The organism is Streptomyces tirandamycinicus, assembly GCF_003097515.1.
Classification (GTDB): domain Bacteria; phylum Actinomycetota; class Actinomycetes; order Streptomycetales; family Streptomycetaceae; genus Streptomyces; species Streptomyces tirandamycinicus.
Genome location: NZ_CP029188.1, coordinates 5,246,706 through 5,272,174, shown reverse-complemented (window position 1 = coordinate 5,272,174; position 25,469 = coordinate 5,246,706). Strand labels below are relative to the sequence as shown.

The following is a 25,469-nucleotide window of genomic DNA, read 5'->3' as shown; positions in this document are numbered from 1 at the left end:
ACCGGCACGACGGTGGACGCTGGAACCCGCGTCCCCCGTCCGTACCAACGACTCCGGAAGCGGCGGATCACGGTCATTCCGGAAGATCCTTGGACCCGGGAACCACGGCCCTGCCGCTCGCCGCCCCCACCGGCACCGGCATAGTGGGGGCCGCATCGCGGCACCGGCGGCGCCGCCGGACCGTGCGCGGTCAATCTCGTTCCGTTCGCCCGCACCTGACGAAGTCCCAGGGGGATCACCACATGCGACCCAACCGCCCGACCTTCGCGACACGCCGCGGGGGGAACGCCGCTCGCCGGCCGGTGCTCGCGGCGGCCGCGCTGGCCGCCGTGCTCACGCTGACGGCGACGGCCTGCGGCTCCGGTGAGAACGGTGCGGCGGACGGGCCGAGCGCCCCGGCGGCGGCCGGCGGCACGGCCGACGGGAAGATCACCATTCCGGACGATCTCAAGGACCGGCTCAAGGAGCACGGGATAGACCTGGACAAGTGGCGCGACGGGGAGTGGAAGGACTGGGACCGGGAGACCTGGCTCCGCGAGGCCAAGGACTTCGTCAACCCCATCATCGAGGACCTCTGGAACCCGGACCGGATGCGGGAGGCCGAGGAGCCCGACGAGCCGGTCACGGAGGAGGACATCTCCGGTGAGGAGGGTGTCACCGACCCGGCGCCCCGGCCGGTCGAGGCCACGGCGGTGGCCGCGCCCTACCACGGCAGCGCCCCCGAGGCCGGGAAGGTCTTCTTCGACGGCCCCAAGGGCTCGATGGTCTGCTCCGCGACCGTGGTGGAGGACCCGGCCAACCCCGGCAGGTCCAACCTGGTGTGGACCGCCGGACACTGCGTCCACGCGGGCAAGGAGGGCGGCTGGTACCGCAACATCGCCTTCGTGCCGTCCTACAACAACAGCGGCGGCACCTCCACCGAGGGGGACTCGAAGGAGGAGGTGGCCCCCTACGGCGTGTGGTGGGGCGACTGGGCGCAGACGTCCGAGCAGTGGATCTCGCAGGGCGCCGCGACGGGCGGCCGGGGCGCGGCGTACGACTTCGCCGTGATCCATGTGACGCCCGAGAAGGGCGGTTCCGGCAAGTCCCTGGAGGAGACGGTCGGTTCGGCGCTTCCGGTCGACTTCGAGGCTCCGGCCGTGTCGAGGATCGGCAGCATGAAGGCGACCGGCTTCCCGGCGGCGCCGCCGTTCGACGGCGAGCGGATGTTCCAGTGCGAGGACAAGCCGGGGCGGCTGTCGCTGAAGGCGGAGGAACCGACCATGTACCGCATCGGCTGCACCATGACCGGTGGTTCGTCCGGTGGCGGCTGGGTCGCGGCCGGCAGGGACGGCAGGCCGGCGCTGGTCTCCAACACCTCGATCGGACCGGTGTCGGCGGGCTGGCTCGCCGGACCGCGTCTCGGCGAGGAGGCCGAGGGCGTCTACGACGCCGTCAGCAGGAAGTTCGCGGGCCGGTAGCCCCGCCGCGGGCAGCGGACGCCACGGGCCCTTCCGGCGCGGTGCCGGAAGGGCCCGTGGCTCGTGTCCGGGTCCTGCTGGTGGCGGGCGCCGCACCCCGTGCCAGGGGGCGTGCCCTGCCGCGGCGCGGCGGCCGCACGGTGCCGACCGCCCGCGTCGCGGTCGTACGGCGCCACTGCCCGCGGTCGTACGGCACCACTGCCGGCACCGCGGCCGTACGGCGCCGGTCGCGGAGGACTCAGCGTGCCGCCGGTACGTACGGCCCCAGCGCGGCCGCGAGTTCCTCGTGAACCCGGGCCCTGAGCAGGGTGCCCTCGAGGGTGTGCTCCTCCGACAGCACCTCACCGTCGGCGTGGACCCGCGAGACGAGCGCTCCCTGCGTGTACGGCAGCAGGACCTCGATCTCGACCTGCGGGCGGGGCAGTTCGGCGTCGATGACCTCGAGGAGTTCATCGATCCCCGAGCCGGTACGGGCCGAGACGGCGATGGCGCGCCGCTCGATGCGCAGCAGGCGCTGCAGCACCAGCGGATCGGCCGCGTCCGCCTTGTTGATCACGACGATCTCGGGCACGTCCACCGCGCCGACGTCCCGGATCACCTCGCGCACGGCGGCCAGTTGCTCCTCCGGCGCGGGGTGCGACCCGTCGACCACGTGCAGGATGAGGTCGGACTGGCCGACCTCCTCCATGGTGGAGCGGAACGCCTCGACGAGGTGGTGCGGCAGGTGCCGGACGAAGCCGACGGTGTCGGCCAGCGTGTAGAGCCTGCCGCTGGGCGTCTCGGCCCGCCGCACGGTCGGGTCCAGGGTGGCGAACAGCGCGTTCTCCACCAGGACACCGGCGCCGGTGAGGCGGTTGAGCAGCGAGGACTTGCCCGCGTTGGTGTAGCCGGCGATCGCCACCGACGGGACCCGGTGCCGCTTGCGTTCCTGCCGCTTGATCTCGCGGCCGGTCTTCATCTCCGCGATCTCCCGGCGCATCTTCGCCATCTTCTCGCGGATCCGGCGCCGGTCCGTCTCGATCTTGGTCTCACCGGGGCCGCGGGTGGCCATGCCGCCGCTGCCGCCGCCCATCTGCCGGGACAGCGACTGGCCCCAGCCGCGCAGCCGGGGAAGCATGTACTGCATCTGCGCCAGGGCCACCTGCGCCTTGCCCTCCCGGGACTTGGCGTGCTGCGCGAAGATGTCGAGGATCAGGGCGGTCCGGTCGACCACCTTGACCTTGGCGATGTCCTCGAGGTGGATCAGCTGGCCCGGGCTGAGCTCACCGTCGCAGACCACGGTGTCGGCTCCGCTGTCGAGCACGATGTCGCGCAGCTCGTTCGCCTTGCCGGAGCCGATGTACGTCGCCGGGTCCGGCTTGTCGCGGCGCTGGATCACGCCGTCGAGTACGAGGGCTCCCGCCGTCTCGGCGAGGGCCGCGAGCTCGGCGAGGGAGTTCTCCGCGTCCTGGACGGTCCCGGAGGTCCACACGCCGACGAGCACGACGCGCTCGAGGCGCAGCTGCCGGTACTCGACCTCCGTGACGTCCTCGAGCTCGGTGGAGAGGCCCGCCACACGCCGCAGCGCGGCGCGGTCGGAGCGGTCGAGCTGATCGCCGTCCCGCTCTCCGTCGATCTCGTGGCTCCAGGCGACGTCCTCTTCCATCAGGGCATCGGCCCGGAGGCTCTCGGTGCGGGTGGTCTCCGCGAAGCTCTGCGCGTCCTGGGAAGTGGATGAAGAGGAGGTCATTGGATCCTTACGTCGATGGAGAGCCGATGCGGAACGCATGCACCCGGCATGCTTCCACGGTAGTCACAACGCGTCACGGTCCCGGAACATTCCCGGTGTGCCGCGCCCGGGCGGACGCGCCGGTGCGGGCCCGTCCGCCTTTCGGAGGACCGGCCCGGCGGCGGCGCCGCCGACCTGTCGATGGTCCCACGGCGCCGCCGCGGCCGTCACCCCGGTTTCGCCGCCCTCGCCAGGGCTGCCGGGCCTCCGCGGCCGGAGGGTCAGTGCTCCTCGGCCGGGGCTGCGGGCCCCCGCTCCAAGGGAGGTTCGCTGCGCCAGTCCGGGTGTCCCGGCATCTTCGGCGTCGTCGCCCCGTAGAGCCAGCCCTGGAAGAACCCGGTCAGGTCGCGGCCGGAGATCCGCTGTGCCAGGGCGGTGAAGTCGGCCGTCGTCGCCGTGCCGTCCCGGTGCTCGGCGACCCAGGTCCGCTCCAGCGTTTCGAACGCGTCCTTCCCGATCTCCTCGCGCAGCGCGTAGAGGACCAGCGCGCTGCCGTCGTACACGATGGGCCGGAACAGGCCGAGCTGCCGGCCGGGGTCCGCGGGCTTGGGGGCGGCGGGCGGTCCGCCGGCGGCGCGCCAGCGGTCGGACTGCGCGTACGCCTCGCGCATCCGGTCCTCGAGCGGCTGCGCGGCGTGCTCGTCCGCGTACAGCAAGCCGTACCAGGTGGCGTGCCCCTCGTTGAGCCAGAGGTCCGACCAGGTGCGGGGCGAGACGCTGTTGCCGAACCACTGGTGGGCGAGCTCGTGCACCATGACGGACTCGACGTACCACTTCGGGTGCCGGTCGCCGGTGAACATCGACATCGCGAAGAGCGAAAGGGTCTGGGTCTCCAGCGCGAAGCCGGTCTCGGCCTGTGCCAGGAGCACGCCGTACGTCTCGAGCGGGTAGCGCCCGACCTTGTTCTCCATCCAGGTGATGTGCGCGGGCGTCTTCTTGAGCCAGGGCTCGAGCCGCACGGCCTGCCCCGCGGGGACGACGTCCCGCAGGGGCAGGCCGTGCGGGCCCTCGCGGTGGACCACGGCGGACCTGCCGATGCTGACCTGGGCCAGCTCGGTCGCCATGGGGTGGCGGGTGCGGTACACCCAGGTCCTGGTGGCGGACGTGGCGCCGCCGTCCCCGGCGGCCGGGACCGGGAGGCCGTTGGCCACGGCGGTCAGCCCCGCGGGGGCGGTGACGCGGAAGGTGAAGTGCGCCTTGTCGGCGGGGTGGTCGTTGCAGGGGAAGACGCGGTGGGCGGCGTCGGCCTGGTTGGCCATCGCCAGGCCGTCGGCGGTGCGCACCCACCCGCCGGCCTCCCCGCCCTTCGGGTCGCTGGTGTGGGTGACGGTGATGGCGAGCGGGGTGCCGGCGTCCACGGTCTCCCGCGGGGTGATCACCAGGTCCTCGCCGGCGGTCGTGAAGGCGGCACTGCCCCCGTTCACCTCCACCGCCCTCACGGTGCCGCTGGTGAAGTCGAGGTTGATGCGCTCCAGGCGCGAGGTGGCCCGTGCGTCGATCTTCGTGACGGCGTCCAGCGGCTTGGTGTTGGCGCCCCGGTAGGTGAAGGCGATGTCGTAGGTGAGGACGTCGTACCCGGGGTTGCCCAGGTGAGGGAACAGCGGATCCCCGATTCCCAGCGGTTCCGGGCCGGGCAGTACGGCGGCGACCAGCGCGGCCGAGGCGGCGGCGAGCGACGCGGCCCGCAGGCGTCGTGAGGTGAGGAGCATGCCTCACCGCTACCAGCGCGGGGAACCCGGAGCGTGACGGCTCGCTCCGCGCACACCCGAACGGCGTCAGGCGGCCGGGCGGGAGCGCTCGCGCCCGGTCGCGTACGGGCCGGCGGCGGCCCGCTCAGGGCAGGGCCGGGTGCCGGGCGCGGCTCACGTCGTACACCCCCGCCACATCACGCATCGCGCGCATCAGCGCGGGAAGCCCGGCGGCGTCCTGGAGCCGGAGCGTGTACGTGTGCCGCACGCGCTGCTCGCTCGGCGGTTCGACGATGGCGGAGACGACCGCCGCCCCCGCCGTCGCGATGGCCTCGGTGAGATCGGCGAGGAGGCGGGGCCTGCCGAACGCCTCGGCGACCAGCGTGACGCGGCACTCCGCCGCCCGGCCCCAGCGCACCTCGACGGGTTCCCGCCCCATGGCACGCATCCGGGACACGCCCGGGCACTCGCCGCGGTGCACGGTGACCGCGCCACCGCGGACCGGGAACCCCGTCACCGCGTCGGGCGGCACCGGGGTGCAGCACCCGGCGAGCCGGACGGTGGCGCCCGGGAGTCCGGGCGCCTCGGCCACGGCGTCCGCGCCCGCCCGCCGACCGCCGCGGAGGCGCGCGAGCCGCAGGCGGCCGCGCGGGGCGCGGGCCTGGCTTGGCGGCCTCGGGGTGCTCGGCGAGCCAGCCGGTGATCGCGATACGGGCCGCCGGGGTACGGGCGTGCTGGAGCCACTCCGGCGAGGGTCCGGAGGCCGCGTCCTGGGCGAGCAGCGGCTCGACCGTGTCGCCGTCGCCCAGCCGGGTGGCGAGCGCGGCGAGCCGCCCGTTGACCCGGGCCCCGACACAGGCGTGCGCCGCCTCGCCGTACTGGGCGTAGGCGGCGTCCACACAGCTCGCTCCGGCGGGCAGCCCGAGGGTGCCGCCGTCGGCGCGGAAGACGGTGATCTCGCGGTCCTCGGCCAGGTCCGCCTGCAGCGAGGTCCAGAAGGTGTCGGTGTCGGGGGCCGACTCCTGCCAGTCCAGGAGCCGGGAGAGCCAGCCCGGCCTGGTGGGGTCCGCCCGCTCGCCGTCGGCCCCGGCGCAGGCGTCGTCCGCCCCGGGGGCACCGGCCCCGTCCGAGGTGTCCGCCGTGGACGGGTTGCCGAGGGCGACGACGCCGGCCTCGGCGACCCGGTGCATCTGGTGGGTGCGGATGAGGACTTCGGCCACGGCGCCGTCGGTTCCCGCGACTGCCGTGTGCAGCGACTGGTACAGGTTGAACTTGGGGGCGGCGATGAAGTCCTTGAACTCGGAGATCAACGGCGTGAAGCAGGTGTGCAGTTCGCCGAGGACGGCGTAGCAGTCGGCGTCCTCGCCGACCAGGACGAGGAGGCGGCCGAAGTCCGTGCCGGACAGGTCGCCGCGCTTGAGCCGTACCCGGTGCACGGAGACGAAGTGGCGCGGCCGGACGAGGACTTCGGCCTGGATGCCCGCGTCCCGCAGGACGGCTCTGACCTTCTCGGCGACGGCGGCCAGGGCGTCGACGGCGTCGGCGTTCTCCGCGATGAGCGCGCGGGTGCGTTCGTACTCCTCCGGGTGGAGGATCGCGAAGACCAGGTCCTCCAGTTCGGTCTTGAGCGCCTGGACGCCGAGCCGCTCGGCGAGCGGGATCAGCACGTCGCGGGTGACCTTGGCGATGCGCTCCTGCTTCTCGGGGCGCATCACGCCGAGGGTGCGCATGTTGTGCAGCCGGTCCGCGAGCTTGATGGACATGACCCGGACGTCGTTGCCGGTGGCGACGAGCATCTTGCGGAAGGTCTCGGGCTCGGCGGCTGCGCCGTAGTCGACCTTCTCCAGTTTGGTCACTCCGTCGACGAGGTAGCAGACCTCCTCGCCGAACTCCTCACGGACCTGGTCGAGGGTCACCTCGGTGTCCTCGACGGTGTCGTGGAGCAGCGAGGCGGTCAACGTCACGGTCTCCGCGCCGAGTTCGGCGAGGATCAGGGTCACGGCGAGCGGGTGCGTGATGTACGGCTCCCCGCTCTTGCGGAACTGGCCGCGGTGCGAGGACTCGGCGAGGAGGTACGCCCTGCGCAGGATGGCCAGGTCGGCGTCGGGATGGTGGGCGCGATGCGCCTCGGCGACATGGCCGATGGCGTCCGGGACCCGGCCCCGTGGTGCGGGACCGAGCAGCGCGGCTCGGCCCAGCCGACGGAGGTCGAGCCTGGCACGGGCGCGTCGGCGGCTGGGAGCACCAGGGTTGGTGGCCTCTGCACTCATGGGGCACCTCCGGCAGCGTCGACCGGCGGTGGGTGAGCAGGGGTGCCCTCCCTGCCGGTGCTTGATGCTACCGAGCCCACCACGCGGCCGAGTTCACCTCTCGCTCAGCGTGAATCGGATCACCCATTCGAGCGACGCTTCCGGCGACGGCCGTTCCCGGGCCGGAGCGGAAGGTGCCGGAGAGCCCCGGAGAGCCCCGGAGAGCGCTGACGGGCGCAGGAGAGCGCCGGCGGGCGCCGGCAGGCGGAACAACGCGGGGGCGGACGAGCGCTGACCAGCGAGGGCCGTGCACGTACGGGCGCGCCCGCGCCGAGGAGCACGCAAGCGCACGGGCGCGCGCCCGGGTCGCGGGTCGCGGGTCGCGGGCTGAACGCGGGTCAGAGGGCCGCGAGCCAGGCGGGGTCGATGCGGCCCTCGGCGACGATGACCGCGGGACCGGTCATCTCGATCTCGCCGTCCGGATGCTCGGTGACGGCCAGCCGGCCGCCCGGGAGGTCCACCAGGTAGGTCACGGGGGAACCGGTCACGGCCGGGTCCGCACCGTCCCTGCGCGCCGCCGCGACGGCGACGGCGCAGGCGCCGGTGCCGCACGAGCGGGTCTCGCCGGAGCCGCGCTCGTGCACCCGCACGGCGAGGTGGCGCGGGCCGCGGTCGACGGCGAACTCGACGTTCACCCCGTCCGGGTACACCGAGGCCGGGGCGAACGGCGGGGCGGTGAACAGGCCGCCCGCGTGGTCGAGGTCCTCGACGAACGCGACCGCGTGCGGATTGCCCATGTTCACGTTGCGGGCGGGCCAGCTGCGGCCGTCGACGGTGACGGTGACGCCCTCCTCGGGGAGCAGGGCCCGGCCCATGGCGACGGTGATGTCGCCGCCGTCCTTGTCGATGTGCACCCGCTTGACGCCGCCGCGTGTGACCACCGCGAGATCACCCGCGCCGACGAGGCCCGCGCGCTGCAGGTAGCGGGCGAAGACCCGCACTCCGTTGCCGCACATCTCGGCGATCGAACCGTCGGCGTTGCGGTAGTCCATGAACCACTCGGCCTCGCCGGCCAGGGAGCGCGCCTCGGGATGCGCGGCGGAGCGCACCACGTGCAGCAGCCCGTCGCCTCCGATGCCCGCCCGGCGGTCGCAGAGCGCGGCGACCGCGGACGCCGGCAGCCGGAGCTCGTTGCCCGGGTCCGGAACGATCACGAAGTCGTTCTCGGTCCCGTGGCCCTTGAGGAAGGCGATCGGCGGGAGCGGTGGGGCGGAGGGGGACGCGTCGCTGGTCACCGGACCATCGTACGGGGCCTCCCCGGCGCCCGGCGGAACCGGGCCAGGGGCCCCCGGGCACTCAGCGGAGCCGGGCCACACGCCACACGGCGAGGGTGACGAGGACCGCCGCCACCACGACGTACAGGGCGATCACGCGCCAGTCCGGGCGGTCACCGGAGGTCCGCTCGGGCAGTCCCGGCCAGGTGTGGCCGACCCGGCGGGCGGCCATCATGCCCCAGCCGGCGGCGCAGCAGCTGATCAGGAGGCCGAGCATGGCGACCACCGCGCCGCCGTCCCCGGAGCCGAACGCGAGCGGGAACGCGAACATCAGCGAGCCGACGGCGGCGAGACCCACGATGGGCGCGAGCTGCCAGATCCTGAGCCGCCGCGGCGGACGCAGCTCCACCTCGACCTCGACCGCGTCGTCGGCGCCCGAGCCGCCCGCGAGCAGGTCCGCGGCCTCGTCCGGGCCGTCTGGACTCAGACGGCTCAGTTCGTTCTGTGCCTGCTGTTCTCTGTCGCGAGGGCCGGCCTCCATCGCCACGCGCCCTCCCAACTCGGACCACTAGTCGATCGATGCTCGATGATGGCACGGCCCGAGGCGCGGGATTGACGGCCGTGGCGTCCCGATGCCATCACGTGATCAGGCTGTAACCGGTCGTTCGACCAACGAGAGAGCACGGCCCGGAAGTTCCTCGCGGTCCGCGGCGGCGCCGCTCAGCCAGTGCACGCGTGGATCACGCCGGAACCAGGAATCCTGGCGGCGCGCGAAACGCTTGGTGGCGCGCACGGTCTCGGCGCGTGCCTCCCCCTCGGTGCACTCCCCCGCGAGCGCCGAGAGCACCTGCTGGTAGCCGAGCGCGCGCGAGGCGGTGCGCCCGGTACGCAGCCCCCGCTCCTCCAGGGCCCGCACCTCCTCGACGAGACCCTCCTCCCACATCCGGTCCACGCGCTGCGCGATGCGCTCGTCGAGCTCGGGGCGGGCGACGTCGACGCCGATCTGCAGGGTGTCGTACACGGCGTCGTGGCCGGGGAGGTTGGCGGTGAAGGGCCGCCCGGTGATCTCGATCACCTCCAGGGCCCGGACGATCCGGCGTCCGTTGCTGGGGAGGATCGCGCGGGCGGCGTCCGGGTCGGCGACCGCCAGGCGTGCGTGCAGCACCCCCGAGCCGCGCTCGTCCAGCTCGGTCTCGAGCCGGGCGCGGACCTCGGGGTCGGTGCCGGGGAACTCCAGCGCGTCGATCGCGCCGCGCACGTACAGTCCCGATCCGCCGACGAGGACGGGGGTGCGGCCGTCGGCGAGCAGCCGGTCGATCTCGGCACGCGCCAGTCGCTGGTACTCGGCGACGCTCGCCGTCTCGGTGACGTCCCAGATGTCGAGCAGGTGGTGCGGAACCCCGCCGCGTTCCTCCTCGGTCAGTTTCGCGGTGCCGATGTCCATCCCGCGGTACAGCTGCATCGAGTCGGCGTTGACGACCTCGCCGCCGAGCTGCCGGGCCAGGTGGACGCCCAGATCGGACTTTCCGGCCGCGGTGGGGCCGACGACGGCGATGACCCGCGGTGCGGGGGCTGTGCTTCTCACCGCCCCAGTCTCGCAAACGACCCGGCCGTCCCCGAAAGAGCTACGTGACGGTGCCCCCGCGGGGTCGTTGCCTGTTGCGAGGTTCCGGGTGCCGGTCGCTGGACCGGCCCCTCCGGGGCGAAGCGACGGGCCGCTCCGACGGCGCGGGAATTCGCCCGCACGAGTTAGGCTATGGAGTGAATATGGGCGTTTTTGCAAGGTTTCGCCGGAAGGCCGAAGCGGCTGTGGAGGTGCCGGCCGAGGAACGCGCGACCGGCTGTGCGGCGGCCCGCTCCGAGGGTGGCGCCGACGGGGAACCCGCCAAGGACGCCGTGCGGGCGAAGCAGCCGGTGGAGGCGTCCGCGAAGCAGCCGGTGGAGGCGTCCACAGGCTCGGCGGGCGGCGGCGAGGAAGGCGGCGAGACCGAGGACCGCGCCGGGTCCGGTGCCGACGAGGCCCCCGCGGCCGGCGCATCCCGGCCGTCGGACCCCGCCGGGTCCCCCGGGGCGGAGCACGTCGAGATCCCCAAGCAGCAGTCCGTCGACGAGGCCGCGGACAACGAAGCCGGTGAAGGCGCCCGTCAGTAGATCCGGATGAGCGAAGGTGACCCATGGGCATCATGGACACGCTGAAGGCCAAGCTCGCCCCCGCCAGGGAGAAGTTCTCCGACCTCGCCCACCAGCACGGGCACAGGATCGAGCACGGTTTGGACAAGGCCGCACAGACGGTCGACCATCGGACCAAGGGCAAGTACAGCGACAAGATCGAGTCGGGTACCGGCAAGGCCAAGGAGGCCCTGGACCGCCTCGCCCACAAGGACGACGGCACCCCGAAGGGCGGCGAAGGCACCCCGCCACCGGCTTCCTGAGAGTGCGCACGGCCGACGGCCGCGGGGCCCCTGGCTCCGCGGCCGTCGGCCGACGGCCGCCGCGCACCGTGCACCGGCCACGTCCGGTGCACGGTGCGCGTGGGCCCCGTTCATGGGTCCCGTCCCTGGGTCCCGTCCGTGAGTCCCGGAGGGGGTTCGGACACGCGGCACCGGCGCGGCACGCGGACAGCGGTCTCGGGCGGCCCGGAGTGCGGTCTCGGGCGGCCCGGAGTCAGGACCAGGTGGCGACGACGTACCCGACGCCGTACGGGGCGTCCTCGTAGAGAAGCCTTCCGCTCAGGCGGGCGCCCTCGGCCGCTCCCGCGAGGACCTGCCACGGTGCGCGGCCGGCCGCCCCGAGCTCGCGGGCCAGTGCCTCGTCGAGGGAGGCGAGACCCGCGGTATCCGCGGCGCCGAGCGCCCGGGCGGCCTGCGCGTCGAAGGGCGCCGCCCGCTCGTCCAGATACCCGGGCGCCTTCCGGCTGCGGCAGGCGCTGCCGTCGCCCATGACGAGCAGCGCGACCCGCGGGGCCCGCCCGGCGAGCTGGCGCCCGGTCTCCAGGCACGTCGCGGCCGGCAGACCGGTGTCCACGGCGAGCCCCTCCACCGGGGCGCAGGACCAGCGCGCCCGGTCCAGGAGCCAGGCTCCGACGGCCAGTGCCGCGGGCAGCCTCCCCTCCGGCAAGGGCCCCGCGGGGGCACCCAGGCGCACCGGGACGGGCACGCCGAAGCCCTCGAAGGATCCGGGTGTCCCCTGGACACGGGGTCCGGGCAGCTCACCGGGGCCGGCGGGGCCCACCACGAGCAGCACTTGGGGGCGCGAGGCAGCCAGCACACCCAGCGCGTCGACGCACGCGGTCCGGGCCGTGTCGAGCTCGGGTGCGGCGCCGGCGGCCACATCGGGCACCAGGAGCGGAGGGCTGGGGCAGATGGCGGCGGCGACAAGCATGATCGCAGCCTAAGGGGCCGCCCGGTGCGGGTCCCGGCCGCCCCGGCGCTGACGCGCGCCGGCGTCGCGGCCGTGCCGCGCCGGGTCCCGGCGGGTCGGGTGGGTTCGGGTGGGGTCGGGTCGCGGGTCAGCTCACCGCCGAGCAGCCGCCCGTCGGGGCAGGCAGCGGGGCGGGGACGCCGACCGCGGGGAGGCCCAGCATCACGCCGGCGGGCTGCTGCGGGCCGGCGTGCCGCTTCTCCCAGGCGTCGCCGGCCCGGGTACGGCGCACGGAGATCGCCTCGCCCTCGGCCAGCAGATGGTGCGGGGCCGCGTACGTGATCGCGACGGTCACGACGTCGCCCGGCCGCACCTCTTCGGCGGGCTTGGTGAAGTGCACCAGGCGGTTGTCCGGCGCGCGGCCCGACAGCCGGTGCGTGGCGCCGTCCTTGCGCCCCTCGCCCTCGGCCGCCATCACCTCCAGGACCCGGCCGACCTGCTTCTTGTTCTCCTCCCAGGAGATCTCCTCCTGGAGGGCCACCAGCCGCTCGTAGCGCGCCTGGACGACCTCCTTCGGGATCTGCCCGTCCATCTCGGCGGCCGGGGTGCCGGGTCGCTTGGAGTACTGGAAGGTGAAGGCCTGGGCGAAGCGGGCCTCGCGGACGACGTGCAGGGTCTCCTCGAAGTCCTCCTCGGTCTCGCCGGGGAAGCCCACGATGATGTCGGTGGAGATGGCGGCGTGCGGGATCGCCGCGCGGACCTTCTCGATGATCCCGAGGTAGCGCTCCTGCCGGTACGAGCGGCGCATCGCCTTGAGCACCGTGTCCGAGCCGGACTGCAGCGGCATGTGCAGCTGCGGCATCACGTTGGGGGTCTCGGCCATCGCGGCGATCACGTCGTCCGTGAAGTCGCGCGGGTGCGGGGAGGTGAAGCGGACGCGCTCCAGGCCCTCGACCCTTCCGCAGGCGCGCAGCAGCTTGGAGAACGCCTCGCGGTCTCCGATGTCGGAACCGTACGCGTTGACGTTCTGGCCGAGCAGGGTGATCTCCGAGACGCCCTCGGAGACCAGCGCCTCGACCTCGGCGAGGATGTCGCCGGGGCGGCGGTCCTTCTCCTTGCCGCGCAGCGCGGGCACGATGCAGAAGGTGCAGGTGTTGTTGCACCCGACGGAGATGGACACCCATGCCGCGTACGCGCTCTCGCGGCGCGTCGGCAGCGTGGAGGGGAAGGCCTCCAGCGACTCGGCGATCTCGACCTGCGCCTCTTCCTGTACGCGGGCGCGCTCCAGCAGCACGGGCAGCTTGCCGATGTTGTGCGTGCCGAAGACGACGTCGACCCACGGCGCCTTCGTGACGATGGTGTCGCGGTCCTTCTGGGCCAGACAGCCGCCGACGGCGATCTGCATACCCGGCCGCCGGGCCTTCATCGGGGCGAGCCGCCCGAGGTTGCCGTACAACCTGTTGTCGGCGTTCTCCCGGACCGCGCAGGTGTTGAAGACGATGACATCCGCCTCGCCCTCACCCGTGCCCTCGGGCGCCCGGACATAGCCCGCGTCCTCCAGCAGGCCGGACAGCCGTTCGGAGTCGTGGACGTTCATCTGGCACCCGTAGGTGCGCACCTCGTAAGTCTTCGCGCTCATCTCGCCCACCAGGGTACGGGGTCACGGCCGCCCGCCGCCCCGGTGTTCCCGGGCGGGAACCGGGAGACCGGCCACGACGGGGAGGAGCGCCCCCGGTGGGCCGGGCAGGCGGGGCCTGGCCAGCACCGCGGGTGAACTGGCAGGATCGCGCCATGCTCCCCGCTTCGTCCCGGACCGGACGGCGCCGCGCCCTACAGGGCTCCGCGGCGCTGGCCGTCGTGTGCGGGCTGTTGCTGTGGTGGCTGCTGCCGGCGGGCGATGACGGCCCGAGCGGCCGGCTCACGTTCAGTACGGGCGTGAAGAGCGGTGTGTACCAGCGGTACGGAGACCTGCTCCAGGACGCGCTGGCACACGATCTGCCGAGGGTCTCGATAGATCTCCGTACCAGCGAGGGCTCCCGGCAGAACCTCGAGCGGCTGGCGAGCGGCGAGGCCGACTTCACGGTCGCGACCGCCGACGCGGTGGCGAAGTACCGGCTCGACCGCAGGCCCGGCGCCGACCGGCTGCGCGGCTGCGCGCGGCTGTACGACGACTACGTGCAGCTGATCGTGCCCCAGGGCTCCCCGGTGGAGACCCCCGCCGATCTGCGCGGCAAGCGCGTGGGCGTCGGCCATCCCGGCTCCGGTGTCCGCCTCATAGCGGACCGGGTGCTCACGGCCGCGGGCCTGGACGCCCGCCGGGACATCGAACCGGTGTCCGCCGGCATCGACACCGTGCCGGGCCGGCTGGAGCGGGGCGAGCTGGACGCCTTCTTCTGGTCCGGGGGGCTGCCGACCGGCGCGATCCGGAACCTCTCGGAACGCTTCCCCGTACGGCTGGTCCCGGTCGGCGACGAGCTCATCGGCCGCGTCCACGCGACGGGCGACGCGACGCGCTACTACCACTCGGCGGTGATCCCGTCCGACGCCTACCCCCGGATGGGCGCGCGGGCCTCGGTGCAGACCGTGGCCGTGGCCAATCTGCTCGTCACGACCGACAGGGCGGACCCCGAGCTCACCGAGCGGCTCACCCGGACCGTGATCAGGAGCCGGGACCGGATCGGCCGCCAGGTGCACCCGGCGCAGCTCGTGGACCTGCGAACGGCGATCTACACGGACCCGCTGCCGCTCCACGAGGGCGCCCGGCGCTACTACGGCTCGGCGAAGCCGTAACGCGGGCCCGGCCGACTGGGCCGGGAGTCCGATGCGGTCGTCGGCCCGCGGCGTTCGCGACGCGGTCGGCCCGCGGCCGTGGCGGACACCCGGCACGTCAGCCCACCGCGTCCTCACCGGGGACACCCCGCGCAGGCGACCGGCGATCCGGGCGGGCCGCCGGGGCCGGAGCGCCGTTCCGTACCCGGCCGGACCGTTCACCGGACGGGCTACGGCCTGGAGCGGGCCGTCGCCGACCGCGAGTGGCCGGCGCCGCACCGTACGTTCACCCCGTTCACGCTGCACCCGGTGCCCGGGCACCCGGGCACCCGTGCCTGCGCGAGTGGGTTCGCCCGGGACCGGTCCCCGTCCCAGCCGTCCCGGCCGGCCCCGTCGGCGCTCAGGCCGTCGGCGGATTGCGCGGCAGCGTGACCGTCACCCGCAGCCCGCGGGGCTCGTTGTGCGCGTACGCGATCGACCCGCCGCCCGCGGAGAGCAGAGCGCGGGTGATGGAGAGTCCGAGACCGGAGCCCTTGACGTTCTGGTGGCGGCCGCTGCGCCAGAAGCGGTCGCCGACCCGGGTGAGCTCCTCCTCGGTGAGCCCCGGCCCGCCGTCGGCGACCACGATCGTGGAGGTCCTGCCGTCCGCCGAGGCGGTGACCGTGACCTCCTCCCCCTCGGGGGTGAACTTCAGCGCGTTGTCGATCACGGCGTCCAGGGCGCTGGAGAGCGCGATCGGGTCGGCCCAGGCGGTGACGGCCGGCCCCTGGCCCCGGAGCCGCACCCCCTTCTCCTCCGCCAGCGGCCGCCAGGCGGCGACGCGCTCGGCGGCCAGCTCGCCGATGTCGGTGAGCCGGATGTCGGTGAGCCGGATGTCGGCGGAGGCGTGCTCGGCGAGGGCCAGGTCCAGCAGGTCGTCCAGGACCCGGGCGAGCCGCTTGCCCTCCGTGCGCACCGAGGCGATCTCCTCGTTGCCCTCGGGCAGTTCGAGGGCGAGGAGCTCGATCCTCAGCAGCAGGGCGGCGAGGGGGTTGCGGAGCTGGTGCGAGGCGTCGGCGACGAACGCGCGCTGTTGCTCCAGCACCAGCTCGACGTTGTCGGCCATCTCGTTGAACGAGCGGGCCAGCCGCCGGAGTTCCGGCGGGCCTCCGGCCGCGGCGACCCGGGAGTTCATCCGGCCGGTCGCTATGCCGTGGGTGGCGGCGTCCAGGATGCGCACCGGCCTCAGCACCCACCCGGTGAGCCGGAACGCGGCGCCCACGGCGACGAGCATCGCCGCGGACTCGCCGGCCGCGATGAGCAGCCAGCCGCGCAGGATGCGGGAGCGCAGCTGCCCCGTGGGCGAGTCGGTGACGACGACCGCGACGACGTCGCCGTCGCGCACCACCGGCGAGGCGACCACGATCCGGCCGTCCTGCTGCCACGGCCAGACCTGCGGCGGGTCGTGGCTGCGCCGGCCGAGCAGGGCCTCGGCGAACGCCTGACGGCCCACCCCCGTCTCCGGGACCTCCCAGTGCCGGGGGGCCCGGGCCATGGCGTCGTCACTGCGGTGGAAGACGCCGGCGTGGATCCCGTACACGTCGTTGTAGCGGGTCAGCTCCTCCTCGAGGGTGGTCCGGCGTTCGGCATGCCCCGTGACGCCCTCGGTGACGAACTGGGCCTGGGCGGCGAACCGTGCCGTGTCGTCCAGCCGGTCGACCACCACCCGCTGCTGCTCGGCCGCCGCCAGACTCACGGCGAGCGGGAATCCCAGAGCCAGCAGGACGCCCGCCATGAGGACGATGAGCAGCGGAAGAAGGCGGGTACGCAAGGGGAGCGCGGGCCCTCTACGCGGCGGGGGCGACCAGGCGGTAGCCGACGCCGCGCACGGTCTCGATCAGGGCGGGCATGCGGAGCTTGGAGCGCAGCGACGCCACGTGCACCTCGAGCGTGCGGCCGGTCCCCTCCCAGCTGGTGCGCCACACCTCGCTGATGATCTGCTCGCGGCGGAAGACGACGCCGGGCCGCTGCGCGAGCAGCGCCAGCAGGTCGAACTCCTTGCGGGTCAGCTGGACGTCCGCCCCGTCGACGCTGACGCGCCGGGTGGGCAGTTCGATGGTGACCGCGCCGAGCCGGAGTGCGCTGCCGGAGGCCGGCGCGGTCTCCTCGCCGGAGGCGGTGCGCCGGCTGACGGCGTGGATGCGGGCGAGCAACTCGCCCGTGTCGTAGGGCTTCACCACGTAGTCGTCGGCACCGAGGTTGAGCCCGTGTATGCGGGAGCGCACGTCTCCGCGCGCGGTGACCATGATCACCGGCGTGCTGGTGAGCTTCCGGATCTTCCCGCACACCTGGTAGCCGTCCTGGTCCGGCAGCCCCAGGTCGAGCAGCACGACGCCGAAGGGCGCCGTGCCCTCGGCGGCCGCCGGGAGCACGGCCCGCAGTGCCTCCTCGCCGTTGCGCGCGTGGGTGACCTGGAAGCCGTGCCGTGCCAGCACCGCGGACAGGGCCGCGGCGACGTGGTCGTCGTCCTCGACGAGCAGCAGTCTCATACGGCCCCCTCCCGGTGGTGAGCTCGTGCGTTGGTTACCAGGGCATAAAGACCGATAGGCCCACCATGCGTCAAGAGGCACCCCGGCGACCTGGGGTTTTTCGTTATCCACCCGGTACTGCGACCGCCGCCCCGTTCACCCAGAGTGTCCGGTTGCAGCCGGATCGTTATGCTCAATTTCCGCTCAGATGTAATGACGGTGGTCGCAGCGCCTCATTAAGGTCCTCCCAACCGAGGAGGACGGAGCAAGAAGCCGATGAGCGGAGTGTCAGTCACCAAGGGCGCCGAGGACGCCGTGCCGGCCACGACGGACCTGGTCGTACTGAGCAACGTCAACAAGCACTTCGGCGCGCTGCATGTACTCCAGGACATCGACCTGACGATCACGCGCGGCGAGGTCGTTGTCGTCATCGGGCCCTCCGGGTCCGGCAAGTCCACGCTGTGCCGCACCATCAACCGGCTGGAGACGATCGACTCCGGTTCGATCACGATCGACGGAAAGCCGCTGCCCGACGAGGGCAGGGAGCTGGCCCGGCTGCGCGCCGATGTCGGCATGGTCTTCCAGTCGTTCAACCTCTTCGCGCACAAGACGGTGCTGGAGAACGTCATGCTGGGCCAGCTGAAGGTCCGGCGGACGGACAAGAAGTCCGCCGAGGAGAAGGCCCGGGGCCTGCTCGACCGGGTGGGCGTCGGCTCGCAGGCCGACAAGTACCCGGCGCAGCTCTCCGGCGGTCAGCAGCAGCGGGTCGCGATCGCACGGGCCCTGGCGATGAACCCCAAGGTCATGCTGTTCGACGAGCCCACGTCCGCGCTCGACCCCGAGATGATCAACGAGGTCCTCGAGGTCATGCAGCAGCTGGCACGGGACGGCATGACGATGGTCGTCGTCACCCACGAGATGGGTTTCGCACGCAGCGCCGCCAACCGCGTCGTCTTCATGGCCGACGGCCGGATCGTCGAAGAGGCGACACCGGAGGAGTTCTTCAGCAACCCGCGCAGCGACCGGGCCAAGGACTTCCTTTCGAAGATCCTGCACCACTGAACCGGTCCTTTCCTGGGCATCGTTGGCCCCGGGCAGGTTCTGCTGATCGCACACATCACGTCCAACCAAGGGAAGTTCACATGAAGCTCCGTAAGGCCTCCGCCGCCGCGGCCGCCGCCGTCGCGCTCGCTCTCACCGTCACCGCCTGTGGCTCCGGCAAGAAGGACGACGCCGCGGGCGGCGGTACCGCGGGCGGCGGCGACAAGATCACGATCGGCATCAAGGTCGACCAGCCGGGCATCGGCCTGAAGACCCCCGACGGCAAGTTCGTGGGCTTCGACGTCGACGTGGCCACCTACGTGGCCAAGGAGCTCGGTTACGACGAGGGCGACATCGTCTTCAAGGAGACCAAGAGCGCCGACCGCGAGACGGCGATCGAGCGCGGGGACGTCAAGTTCATCGTCGCCTCCTACTCGATCAACGACAAGCGCCTGGCCAAGGTGGACTTCGCCGGCCCGTACCTGCTGGCCCACCAGGACATCCTGGTCCGCGCCGACGACGACTCCATCAAGTCCCCGGCGGACCTGAACGACAAGAAGCTCTGCTCGGTCACCGGCTCGACCTCGGCGCAGAACGTCAAGGACAAGCTCGCCCCGAAGGCGCAGCTCCAGGAGTACGGCGGCTACTCCGAGTGCCTGACCGGCCTGGAGAACAAGGTCATCGACGCGCTGACCACGGACGACTCCATCCTCGCCGGCTACGCCGCGCAGGACGCCTTCAAGGGCAAGTTCAAGCTCGCCGGCTTCAAGATGAGCAACGAGAACTACGGCATCGGCCTGAAGAAGGGCGACACCGAGCTCAAGGAGAAGATCAACAAGGCCCTGGAGAAGATGGTCCAGGACAAGTCCTGGGACAAGGCCGTGGAGGCCCACTTCGGCCCGGCCGGGTACAAGAACGAGCCCGCTCCGAAGATCGGCGACATCGTCAAGTAGCCCCTGACCGACCGGGCGCGTCGCCGCCGGCGGCGGCGGCGCGCCGAGTCCTTCCCACACGCAGACGCGGAAGCGCGGGAGATCGTGTTCGACTTTCTTGATATGGACGCCCTGCTGGGCGCCTTCTGGGTGACGGTGAAGCTCACCGTCTACTCGGCCATAGGCTCCCTGATATGGGGAACCCTGCTGGCCGGCATGCGGGTCAGCCCGGTGCCGCTGATGCGGGTCGTCGGCACCGCGTACGTGAACGTCGTGCGCAACATCCCGCTCACCGTCGTCATCCTCTTCACCTCGCTGGGCCTCTACTCCACCCTCGGCGTCGCGCTGGGCGGAGCCGACTTCGAGGCGATCAACTTCCGGCTGGCGGTGCTCGGCCTGATCGCCTACACCGCGGCCTTCGTGTGCGAGGCCCTGCGGTCCGGCATCAACACCGTGCCCGTCGGCCAGGCGGAGGCGGCCCGGGCCCTGGGGCTGAGCTTCGGCCAGGTCCTCACGCTGATCGTGCTTCCGCAGGCCTTCCGGTCGGTCGTCAACCCGCTGGCCAACGTGCTGATCGCACTGACCAAGAACACCACCGTCGCCTCGGTGATCGGGGTCGCGGAGGCCGCGTACCTGATGAAGGGCTGGATCGAGACGTACGCCGCCCTGATCCCGATCGCCGCGGTCTTCGCGTTCGGCTTCATCTGCCTCACGCTGCCGACCGGACTGGTGCTCGGCTGGGTGAGCAGGAAGGTGGCGGTGAAGCGATGACTTCCGTTCTCTACGACGCTCCGGGCGCCCGCGCCAAGGTGCGCAACGTCGGATACACGGTTCTGTTCGTCGCCGTGCTCGCGCTGGTCGCGTGGTGGGTGTACGACGGCCTGAACTCCAAGGGCCAGCTCGACTGGGCCAAGTGGGAGCCGTTCTTCACGAGTTCCCAGCCGTACACGGCGTACCTCTGGCCCGGACTGCAGAACACCCTGATCGCCGCGACGCTCTCACTGGTCATCGCGCTGCCGCTCGGTGCGGTCTTCGGCATCGCCCGGCTCTCCGACCACCGGTGGGTCCGCGCCGTCGCCGGCACGGTGGTGGAGTTCTTCCGCGCCATCCCCGTGCTGATCCTGATGCTGTTCGCCAACCAGGCGTACTCCGACTTCACCGACATCAGCAGCGATGTGCGCCCGCTGTACGCGGTGGTCACCGGCCTGGTGCTGTACAACGCCTCGGTCCTCGCGGAGATCGTCCGGGCGGGCATCCAGTCCCTTCCGCGGGGCCAGACGGACGCCGCCAAGGCGATCGGCATGCGCAAGGGGCAGACGATGCGGTACGTGCTGCTGCCGCAGTCGGTGACGGCCATGCTCCCGGCGATCGTCAGCCAGATGGTGGTCATCGTGAAGGACACCGCCCTCGGCGGCGCGATGCTCTCCTTCTCCGAACTGCTCTCCTCCGTCCGGCCGATGAGCGCCAACTACGGCGCCAACACCATCGCCAGCTTCACCGTCGTCGCCGTCATCTTCGTCGCGCTGAACTTCGCCCTCACCTCCGCGGCGGGGTGGCTGGAGCGCAAGCTGCGGCGCGGCAAGAAGAGCACGGGCGCCGTCGTCCACGCCGGTCCGGGCGGCGGTCTGGAGGCCGTCAAGGCTCCCGGCGGCGGCGTCTCCACGCGGGGCGACTTCACGTCCGGCGCCGGAGGCGGCTGAATGTGACCCGGTGAAGGGCAGGACTCACCGGAGGGCGGCGGCGCGCAGGCGTCCGCCGCCCTTCGTCGTGGCCCTGGGCCGCACCACCGGTATCCCGGAGAGGGCCGGCGCACCGGCGGCGGGAGGGTCGCGGCCGCCCGCGCCGCTCCGCCCGTCACGTCTCCGGCAAACCCACCACGGCCAGCAGACCGCCGAGCAGGGCGAACAGGGTCAGCACCACCAGGGTGCCCGCGGCGCCGACGTCGTTCTCCACCACATACCCTCCGGCGAACGGCCACGCCACCGAACACCCGATCACCATCAGGTGGTTGCCCCTCTCGCGTACCGCGCGCCTCCCCGCCCAGAGCAGCAGCGGCATCGCCGCCACGCCGGCGACCGTCGCCAGCACCGACTCGAGGGCCCCGGCGAGGAAGGCGTCCGAACCGGCCCGGCCCACTCCTTGGGCCCACTCCCTCCCGGCCGTCCAGATCCAGTAGGCGGCGGTGGCGGCCAGGGCCGACACGGCAGCGCCCTTCAGCCCGAGGACGGGGTACGTCTTCGTCATGTATCCAGCCTTTCACGGCACGGCGGCGGGGATCCGGGCCCATGGGCCCGGATCCCCGCCTGTTCCGGTTCTTCCCTACAGCGAGCTCTCCAGGCTGTCGGCGTACAGCCGCGCGCCCGGGACCTTCGGGTGGAAGGACTTCATGGACGGCGCCACATTGCCCGGCAGCCAGTTCCAGTCGCGGTTGTCCGCCTTGGAGTGGCCGGACAGGACGATGCCGTGCACCGTCTCGGGGTCGCCGCAGATCGCCTTGCCGGCGAACTCGTCACGCGGGTCGGAGAAGACCGCGTTCGCGCTGTGCCGGAGGTTGGCGTCGTCGACCGCTCCCTGCATCTCGGCGGCCAGCGTGTCCGCCATCTCGTTCAGCCAGGGAGCCTCCTCCGTGCCGATGCCGATCACGCACTGGCCGTTGTTCTCCAGGAGCCTGGGATAGCCCATGAGCACGATCTTCGCGTTGGGAGCCCGCTGGTGGATCTCGTTGAGCGTGGTCACCAGACGCGGCCGCACCGTGTCGCGGGCCCAGACCGGTGCCCACTGGTCGAGCGGACCGGTCTCCTGCCCCTCGATCTTCTTGCCGGTGTCCGGGTCGACGGCTTCGATGGAGTTGTTGTTGCACACGGTCGCGGCCGTGATGCACTCCCGCATGATGTCGGCGAACCGCATGTCGTTGCCGCCGATCGACAGGGCGACCAGGGTGGTGTTCTGATCGAGGTAGCCGTGTTCGATCTGCCCCAGTTCGCCGTTCTGGCCGTCGCCGATGATGTTGTAGTGGCGGGCTCCGGAGCAGGCGACGAACTGGTAGTCCATGCCGGGGTTCATGCTGTCCGCCAGCGCTCCGATCGAGGACGCGTGGCCCGGCAGGGTCGCCTGCCGCGACCAGGCGTGCTTCGAGCGGTGGCAGGTGTTCTCGGTGTTCGGCCGGGACGCGTCGTAGTAGTCGGACTCGCGGTAGTAGTCGTCCCCGCCGTTCTCCGAGGCGCCCTCACCGGAGGCGTACGAGTCCCCCATGGCCACGATCTGGTTCGCCGGCTTGCCGGCCAGCGGCTCGAACCCCACCGCGTCCCAGGCGACGTCCTCCGTTCCGTCACCGTCCTGGGTCACGTTCGACAAGGACACCGTGGGGGTGCCGGTGAAGTTGAACGCACCCAGCGGCACCCAGGTGTTCGCCAGCACGCGCTGCGGCTTCGCCCGGGCGGGGCTGGTGGAGGTGGTGCCGCCCACCGTGTACATGGCCTGGCGGGTGTGGGCACCGTGGTCCGGCAGGTGCACCCAGACACGCATCCAGCCGCGGTCCGATGTGCCCAGCGTCCACTTGCCGGTGGTCTTCAGACGGTCGGCGACGGCTGTGCCCTCCTTGTTGGTGTGGGAGAACCAGAAGTGGTTTCCGTACGCCGCCCCGATCTGGTGCAGGTCGATCCTGGCCGAGGACGTGCCGAAGGTGAGGTCGAACGTGCCCGAGGACGAGGCGGCCCCGCAGGAGCGGGACGTGGACCCGGCCGGGGTGACACCGTTCGGGACGTCATCGACGATCCTGGTGCCGGAGGGCAGTCCCGCCGAGCACCGCGGCGGGTAGGAGTTCGCGTCCGGCTGCTCGGGATAGGTCGTGTTGAACCGGTGGACCGGGTGTCCGCACTGTGCGCTTGACGTGCAGTTCTTCCACGTGACGGGGTTGTGGAACCAGCATTTGAGGTACAGCGGGTCCGATTCGTTCGGGTCGCCCGGCAGCAGGCAGGGGCCGCCTCCGGTGTCGTTGCTGGCACCCTCGCTGATCTTCGACGGGTCGCAGTCGTTGCTGCTGTCGCAGAACAGTCCGATCGGGGGCTTGGCCGCCGTACGGTTCTGGACCGTGGTCCACCACGCCGCCCGGTAGCCGGGCTGGAAGTCACCGGGCCCGAACATCGCCGAGATCGGGCGGGCCGCCCAGCCGATGACCTTCTCCTCGTACGGCCAGTCCTGCGGGTGGGCGGCGTGGCTGTAGTCGTCGCCGCCGGCGGAGTTCTCCAGGAACGGGGTGCGGTTCTCCTTCCACAACGGGTTCGCCGGGTTGTTCGTCCAGCCCACGCCCCACTTGCCCGAGGTGCTGCCGGCCGACGACTGCGGGTAGTAGCCGCTGTTGTAGGCCCAGAGGGCGAAGAACCAGTTCTCGATGTACTTCGGGTGCCCGTCGTTGACGATCAGACCGTCGGCGCGGGTCTGGTTCCACTTGTCGACCAGGATGTTCACGCCGGCCGCGATGTTCGCCGCGTAGTCGAGCGCGACGGCTTCCTGCTGCGCCACCGTCATCGTCGGCTGCCCCTTGCCCGGCAGCCGCATCCCGTCGGTGACCTGGGTGACTCCGTAACCGCAGTCCGACTCGGACCAGTCGATCGCCCAGGGGTCGTACTGCGTACCGTCCGAGGCGTACTTGACGCCGTAGAAGTTCCCGATCAGCGGGTTCGCCGTGACACCCGGCACCGCGAACCGGGTCGCCTGCCACATGTTCGACTCCTGTGCGGTGATGCCGAGCATCACCTGAGCCGGGATGTGCCAGTCCGTGCCGCTGCCGCCGCTCATGGCCTTCAGCGGGAACAGCCCCTGCGGGGAGTACGCGGACATGCCCGTGTTCTTCCAGTTGGAAGGCCGGCTGGCGTGCGCGTTGAGGTTGCCGACCACGGCCTGGTCCACGGCCCACTCGATCTGGCGCGGAGTCGGCTGGAACGCCTGCTTCTCGGGGTCGTTGCGGGGAACGGAGCAGGTGCGGTCGGTGTCGATGGTGGTGGCGGTCGCCGACATCCCGCCGGACGCCTCGGGCCCGCTCAGGGCCGGGCTCGTCGCGGTCGCGGAGCGCTGGGCGGCGGCGCTGCCCAGCCGGTCGCCGGGCATGGCGTCCAGGACGGCCGCCCCGCCGGTGTCCAGGGCCTTCAACGTGATCCTCACGGGTCGTGCCGCGAGGGACTCCCGCTGGGAGACCCGGGAGTCCCTGCCGTCCGCCCACGCCGTGGTCAGCGCGGCGGCGCCGCGGCTGGAGACACGGGCGTCCTTGTCGATACCGCCGGGATTGCGGACGCTACCGGGCAGCTTCGCGCTGGTGCGGGCCTCGCCGGTGACGTACACCGCCCCCTGGGGGGTGCGGGTGAGGTCGAAGCGGGTGAGCGCGCCGCGGGCGAGCTGTGCCGCCTTCGCCTTGCCGTCCGCCGCTCTCACCGCACCCGCGGTGACGCGGGAGACCGCGGCCTGGTCGTCGGCCGAGGACCGCTTGCTGCCGCCGGGGAGGCGGTCGATGAAGGTGACGCCTCCCTCGGCGTCGGGCTTCAGCTGGAAAGGTACGGCGTGGGTACGGGCCACGGTCTTCACCGCGGATCCGTCGATCCGCACGATCTGCCGGCCGCGGGCGGCCACGATCGTGCCGTCCACCGGGACCGCCGAGGTGACCTGGCCGGCCACCGTCGTGCTGTCGGCCCGGCCCGTACGGGCGTCGGCCGAGATCAGCCGGGTCTCGTTCTTCTTCGACGTCAGCTCGTCGGTGAACTGGGAGAACACCACGTCCTCAGCCGAGCCGCAGCCCGGGGAGAAGTACCCGAGCGTGGCCTGGAAGGGCAGCTTGCGCACACTGCCGCTGCCCAGATCCACCACCGCGGTGAACGCGCCGCGGCTCATCAGCGCCGGCTTGTTGGTGAACGTGCGCGGCGCGTACGCCACGGCGGCGTACCTGCCGGAACCGGTCACACAGGCGTTCCCGATCCAGGTGTCCGTCTCGAATCCCGGCTCCAGGAGCGAGGCGGCGGTCTTCCACCGGTAGCCGTTCTTCTCGTCGGCCACCATCACGTGGAATCCCGTGCCGTCACCGGAGGTGGTGAACGCCCGGTCGGATGAGTTCCGGTAGTTCTTCCCCAGGACCTCGGAGCGCTTCTCCTGGGGGACCGAGCGGGGCTTGTCTCCGGGCTTCGCCCCGTCGTCCGGGCGGGACGGCTGCGGGGACCACCCGTCGGCCGCCCCCGGCGGCACCGCGTCCGCGTAGGCCTGCGTGGTACCGATACCGCAGGCCACCGCGAGCGCGGCGATGGCGGCCACCGGAATGCGCGCGTATCTGGAAGTGCTGCGTCTCAACATCCTGTCCTTCTTCCGGGGATCACGCCCGGGCAGGGCGTGCGACCGCACCCGGAACCCGCCGCTCACGGCAGACGAGGGCGGGCCTGGG

At 72.3% G+C, this 25,469-nt stretch carries 19 protein-coding genes and 1 pseudogene; 8 read left to right on the top strand and 12 right to left on the bottom strand.

The annotated features are described in order from the left end of the window. Positions 1 to 242: 242 nt before the first annotated feature. Positions 243 to 1,460, top strand: a complete 1,218-nt coding sequence (locus tag DDW44_RS23240; RefSeq protein ID WP_208648001.1) for a trypsin-like serine peptidase — start codon at positions 243 to 245, stop codon at positions 1,458 to 1,460. 238 nt (positions 1,461 to 1,698) lie between these two features. On the opposite strand, the gene hflX is transcribed toward DDW44_RS23240, so the two are convergent. The 6 genes and pseudogenes from hflX to miaA all read right to left on the bottom strand — a co-directional run bounded on the left by hflX (position 1,699) and on the right by miaA (position 10,024). After that, entirely contained in the window at positions 1,699 to 3,189 is a 1,491-nt protein-coding gene (gene hflX / locus DDW44_RS23235; protein ID WP_017949404.1) for a GTPase HflX, read from the bottom strand. 260 nt (positions 3,190 to 3,449) lie between these two features. Next, positions 3,450 to 4,937 (bottom strand): M1 family metallopeptidase, encoded by a 1,488-nt coding sequence (locus DDW44_RS23230; protein ID WP_108907604.1) that lies wholly within the window; start codon positions 4,935 to 4,937, stop codon positions 3,450 to 3,452. Positions 4,938 to 5,061: 124 nt separating this feature from the next. Further along, positions 5,062 to 7,186 (bottom strand): annotated as a pseudogene (locus tag DDW44_RS23225) (RelA/SpoT family protein). A gap of 377 nt (positions 7,187 to 7,563) precedes the next feature. Next, the gene (gene dapF / locus DDW44_RS23215; RefSeq protein WP_108907603.1) at positions 7,564 to 8,460 is read right to left on the bottom strand and encodes a diaminopimelate epimerase; all 897 of its coding nucleotides are present in this window, start codon (positions 8,458 to 8,460) and stop codon (positions 7,564 to 7,566) included. Positions 8,461 to 8,521: 61 nt separating this feature from the next. Further along, positions 8,522 to 8,980, bottom strand: a complete 459-nt coding sequence (locus tag DDW44_RS23210; protein ID WP_108907602.1) for a hypothetical protein — start codon at positions 8,978 to 8,980, stop codon at positions 8,522 to 8,524. Between the two features lie 105 nt (positions 8,981 to 9,085). Then, complete coding sequence (miaA, locus tag DDW44_RS23205) at positions 9,086 to 10,024, bottom strand: tRNA (adenosine(37)-N6)-dimethylallyltransferase MiaA (RefSeq protein WP_017949409.1); 939 nt, start codon at positions 10,022 to 10,024, stop codon at positions 9,086 to 9,088. Positions 10,025 to 10,206: 182 nt separating this feature from the next. Here miaA and DDW44_RS23200 point away from each other — a divergent pair, with 182 nt between their 5' ends. Together DDW44_RS23200 and DDW44_RS23195 are read left to right on the top strand one after the other, a co-directional pair. Then, on the top strand, positions 10,207 to 10,590 hold the full coding sequence (locus DDW44_RS23200) for a hypothetical protein (RefSeq protein ID WP_425275657.1): 384 nt from the start codon (positions 10,207 to 10,209) through the stop codon (positions 10,588 to 10,590). A 23-nt stretch (positions 10,591 to 10,613) separates the two neighbouring features. After that, the gene (locus tag DDW44_RS23195) at positions 10,614 to 10,871 is read left to right on the top strand and encodes an antitoxin (RefSeq protein WP_017949411.1); all 258 of its coding nucleotides are present in this window, start codon (positions 10,614 to 10,616) and stop codon (positions 10,869 to 10,871) included. 232 nt (positions 10,872 to 11,103) lie between these two features. On the opposite strand, the gene DDW44_RS23190 is transcribed toward DDW44_RS23195, so the two are convergent. Both DDW44_RS23190 and miaB read right to left on the bottom strand, forming a co-directional pair. Further along, positions 11,104 to 11,820, bottom strand: coding sequence for a class III extradiol dioxygenase subunit B-like domain-containing protein (locus DDW44_RS23190; protein ID WP_108907600.1), 717 nt, complete (start codon positions 11,818 to 11,820; stop codon positions 11,104 to 11,106). 127 nt (positions 11,821 to 11,947) lie between these two features. Then, entirely contained in the window at positions 11,948 to 13,438 is a 1,491-nt protein-coding gene (gene miaB, locus DDW44_RS23185; RefSeq protein WP_018888368.1) for a tRNA (N6-isopentenyl adenosine(37)-C2)-methylthiotransferase MiaB, read from the bottom strand. Between the two features lie 152 nt (positions 13,439 to 13,590). On the opposite strand from miaB, the gene DDW44_RS23180 reads away from it, so the two are divergent. Then, entirely contained in the window at positions 13,591 to 14,589 is a 999-nt protein-coding gene (locus DDW44_RS23180; protein ID WP_108907599.1) for a TAXI family TRAP transporter solute-binding subunit, read from the top strand. A gap of 379 nt (positions 14,590 to 14,968) precedes the next feature. Here the strand turns inward: DDW44_RS23180 and DDW44_RS23175 are convergent, their stop codons facing one another. Both DDW44_RS23175 and DDW44_RS23170 read right to left on the bottom strand, forming a co-directional pair. Then, the gene (locus tag DDW44_RS23175; RefSeq protein ID WP_017949415.1) at positions 14,969 to 16,378 is read right to left on the bottom strand and encodes a sensor histidine kinase; all 1,410 of its coding nucleotides are present in this window, start codon (positions 16,376 to 16,378) and stop codon (positions 14,969 to 14,971) included. Positions 16,379 to 16,394: 16 nt separating this feature from the next. After that, on the bottom strand, positions 16,395 to 17,096 hold the full coding sequence (locus DDW44_RS23170; protein WP_108907598.1) for a response regulator transcription factor: 702 nt from the start codon (positions 17,094 to 17,096) through the stop codon (positions 16,395 to 16,397). 255 nt (positions 17,097 to 17,351) lie between these two features. Here DDW44_RS23170 and DDW44_RS23165 point away from each other — a divergent pair, with 255 nt between their 5' ends. The 4 genes from DDW44_RS23165 (at position 17,352) to DDW44_RS23150 (ending at position 20,748) form a co-directional block, all read left to right on the top strand. After that, positions 17,352 to 18,137: an amino acid ABC transporter ATP-binding protein gene (locus DDW44_RS23165; RefSeq protein WP_017949417.1), complete on the top strand. Its 786-nt coding sequence runs from the start codon at positions 17,352 to 17,354 to the stop codon at positions 18,135 to 18,137. An 80-nt stretch (positions 18,138 to 18,217) separates the two neighbouring features. Next, entirely contained in the window at positions 18,218 to 19,069 is an 852-nt protein-coding gene (locus tag DDW44_RS23160) for a glutamate ABC transporter substrate-binding protein (protein ID WP_108907597.1), read from the top strand. Between the two features lie 84 nt (positions 19,070 to 19,153). Further along, on the top strand, positions 19,154 to 19,819 hold the full coding sequence (locus DDW44_RS23155) for an amino acid ABC transporter permease (RefSeq protein ID WP_026165520.1): 666 nt from the start codon (positions 19,154 to 19,156) through the stop codon (positions 19,817 to 19,819). Then, a complete protein-coding gene (locus DDW44_RS23150) occupies positions 19,816 to 20,748 on the top strand; it encodes an amino acid ABC transporter permease (RefSeq protein WP_108907596.1) in 933 nt (310 codons plus the stop codon). The genes DDW44_RS23155 and DDW44_RS23150 overlap by 4 nt, the downstream gene beginning before the upstream one ends. A 154-nt stretch (positions 20,749 to 20,902) precedes the next feature. Here DDW44_RS23150 and DDW44_RS23145 read toward each other — a convergent pair whose 3' ends face one another. Both DDW44_RS23145 and DDW44_RS23140 read right to left on the bottom strand, forming a co-directional pair. Then, a complete protein-coding gene (locus tag DDW44_RS23145) occupies positions 20,903 to 21,292 on the bottom strand; it encodes a hypothetical protein (RefSeq protein ID WP_108907595.1) in 390 nt (129 codons plus the stop codon). Between the two features lie 75 nt (positions 21,293 to 21,367). Next, positions 21,368 to 25,381, bottom strand: a complete 4,014-nt coding sequence (locus DDW44_RS23140) for an SGNH/GDSL hydrolase family protein (RefSeq protein WP_108907594.1) — start codon at positions 25,379 to 25,381, stop codon at positions 21,368 to 21,370. Positions 25,382 to 25,469 lie beyond the last annotated feature (88 nt).

What these genes read in the sequence shown, in the direction of transcription:
- hflX (WP_017949404.1), bottom strand. Translation starts at nt 3,189, where the DNA reads ATGACCTCCTCTTCATCCACTTCCCAGGACGCGCAGAGCTTCGCGGAG.
- DDW44_RS23210 (WP_108907602.1), bottom strand. Translation starts at nt 8,980, where the DNA reads ATGGAGGCCGGCCCTCGCGACAGAGAACAGCAGGCACAGAACGAACTG.
- DDW44_RS23160 (WP_108907597.1), top strand. Translation starts at nt 18,218, where the DNA reads ATGAAGCTCCGTAAGGCCTCCGCCGCCGCGGCCGCCGCCGTCGCGCTC.
- DDW44_RS23165 (WP_017949417.1), top strand. Translation starts at nt 17,352, where the DNA reads ATGAGCGGAGTGTCAGTCACCAAGGGCGCCGAGGACGCCGTGCCGGCC.
- DDW44_RS23230 (WP_108907604.1), bottom strand. Translation starts at nt 4,937, where the DNA reads ATGCTCCTCACCTCACGACGCCTGCGGGCCGCGTCGCTCGCCGCCGCC.
- DDW44_RS23200 (WP_425275657.1), top strand. Translation starts at nt 10,207, where the DNA reads ATGGGCGTTTTTGCAAGGTTTCGCCGGAAGGCCGAAGCGGCTGTGGAG.
- DDW44_RS23180 (WP_108907599.1), top strand. Translation starts at nt 13,591, where the DNA reads ATGCTCCCCGCTTCGTCCCGGACCGGACGGCGCCGCGCCCTACAGGGC.
- DDW44_RS23170 (WP_108907598.1), bottom strand. Translation starts at nt 17,096, where the DNA reads ATGAGACTGCTGCTCGTCGAGGACGACGACCACGTCGCCGCGGCCCTG.
- DDW44_RS23150 (WP_108907596.1), top strand. Translation starts at nt 19,816, where the DNA reads ATGACTTCCGTTCTCTACGACGCTCCGGGCGCCCGCGCCAAGGTGCGC.
- DDW44_RS23240 (WP_208648001.1), top strand. Translation starts at nt 243, where the DNA reads ATGCGACCCAACCGCCCGACCTTCGCGACACGCCGCGGGGGGAACGCC.
- DDW44_RS23190 (WP_108907600.1), bottom strand. Translation starts at nt 11,820, where the DNA reads ATGCTTGTCGCCGCCGCCATCTGCCCCAGCCCTCCGCTCCTGGTGCCC.
- DDW44_RS23145 (WP_108907595.1), bottom strand. Translation starts at nt 21,292, where the DNA reads ATGACGAAGACGTACCCCGTCCTCGGGCTGAAGGGCGCTGCCGTGTCG.
- miaB (WP_018888368.1), bottom strand. Translation starts at nt 13,438, where the DNA reads ATGAGCGCGAAGACTTACGAGGTGCGCACCTACGGGTGCCAGATGAAC.
- DDW44_RS23140 (WP_108907594.1), bottom strand. Translation starts at nt 25,381, where the DNA reads ATGTTGAGACGCAGCACTTCCAGATACGCGCGCATTCCGGTGGCCGCC.
- DDW44_RS23195 (WP_017949411.1), top strand. Translation starts at nt 10,614, where the DNA reads ATGGGCATCATGGACACGCTGAAGGCCAAGCTCGCCCCCGCCAGGGAG.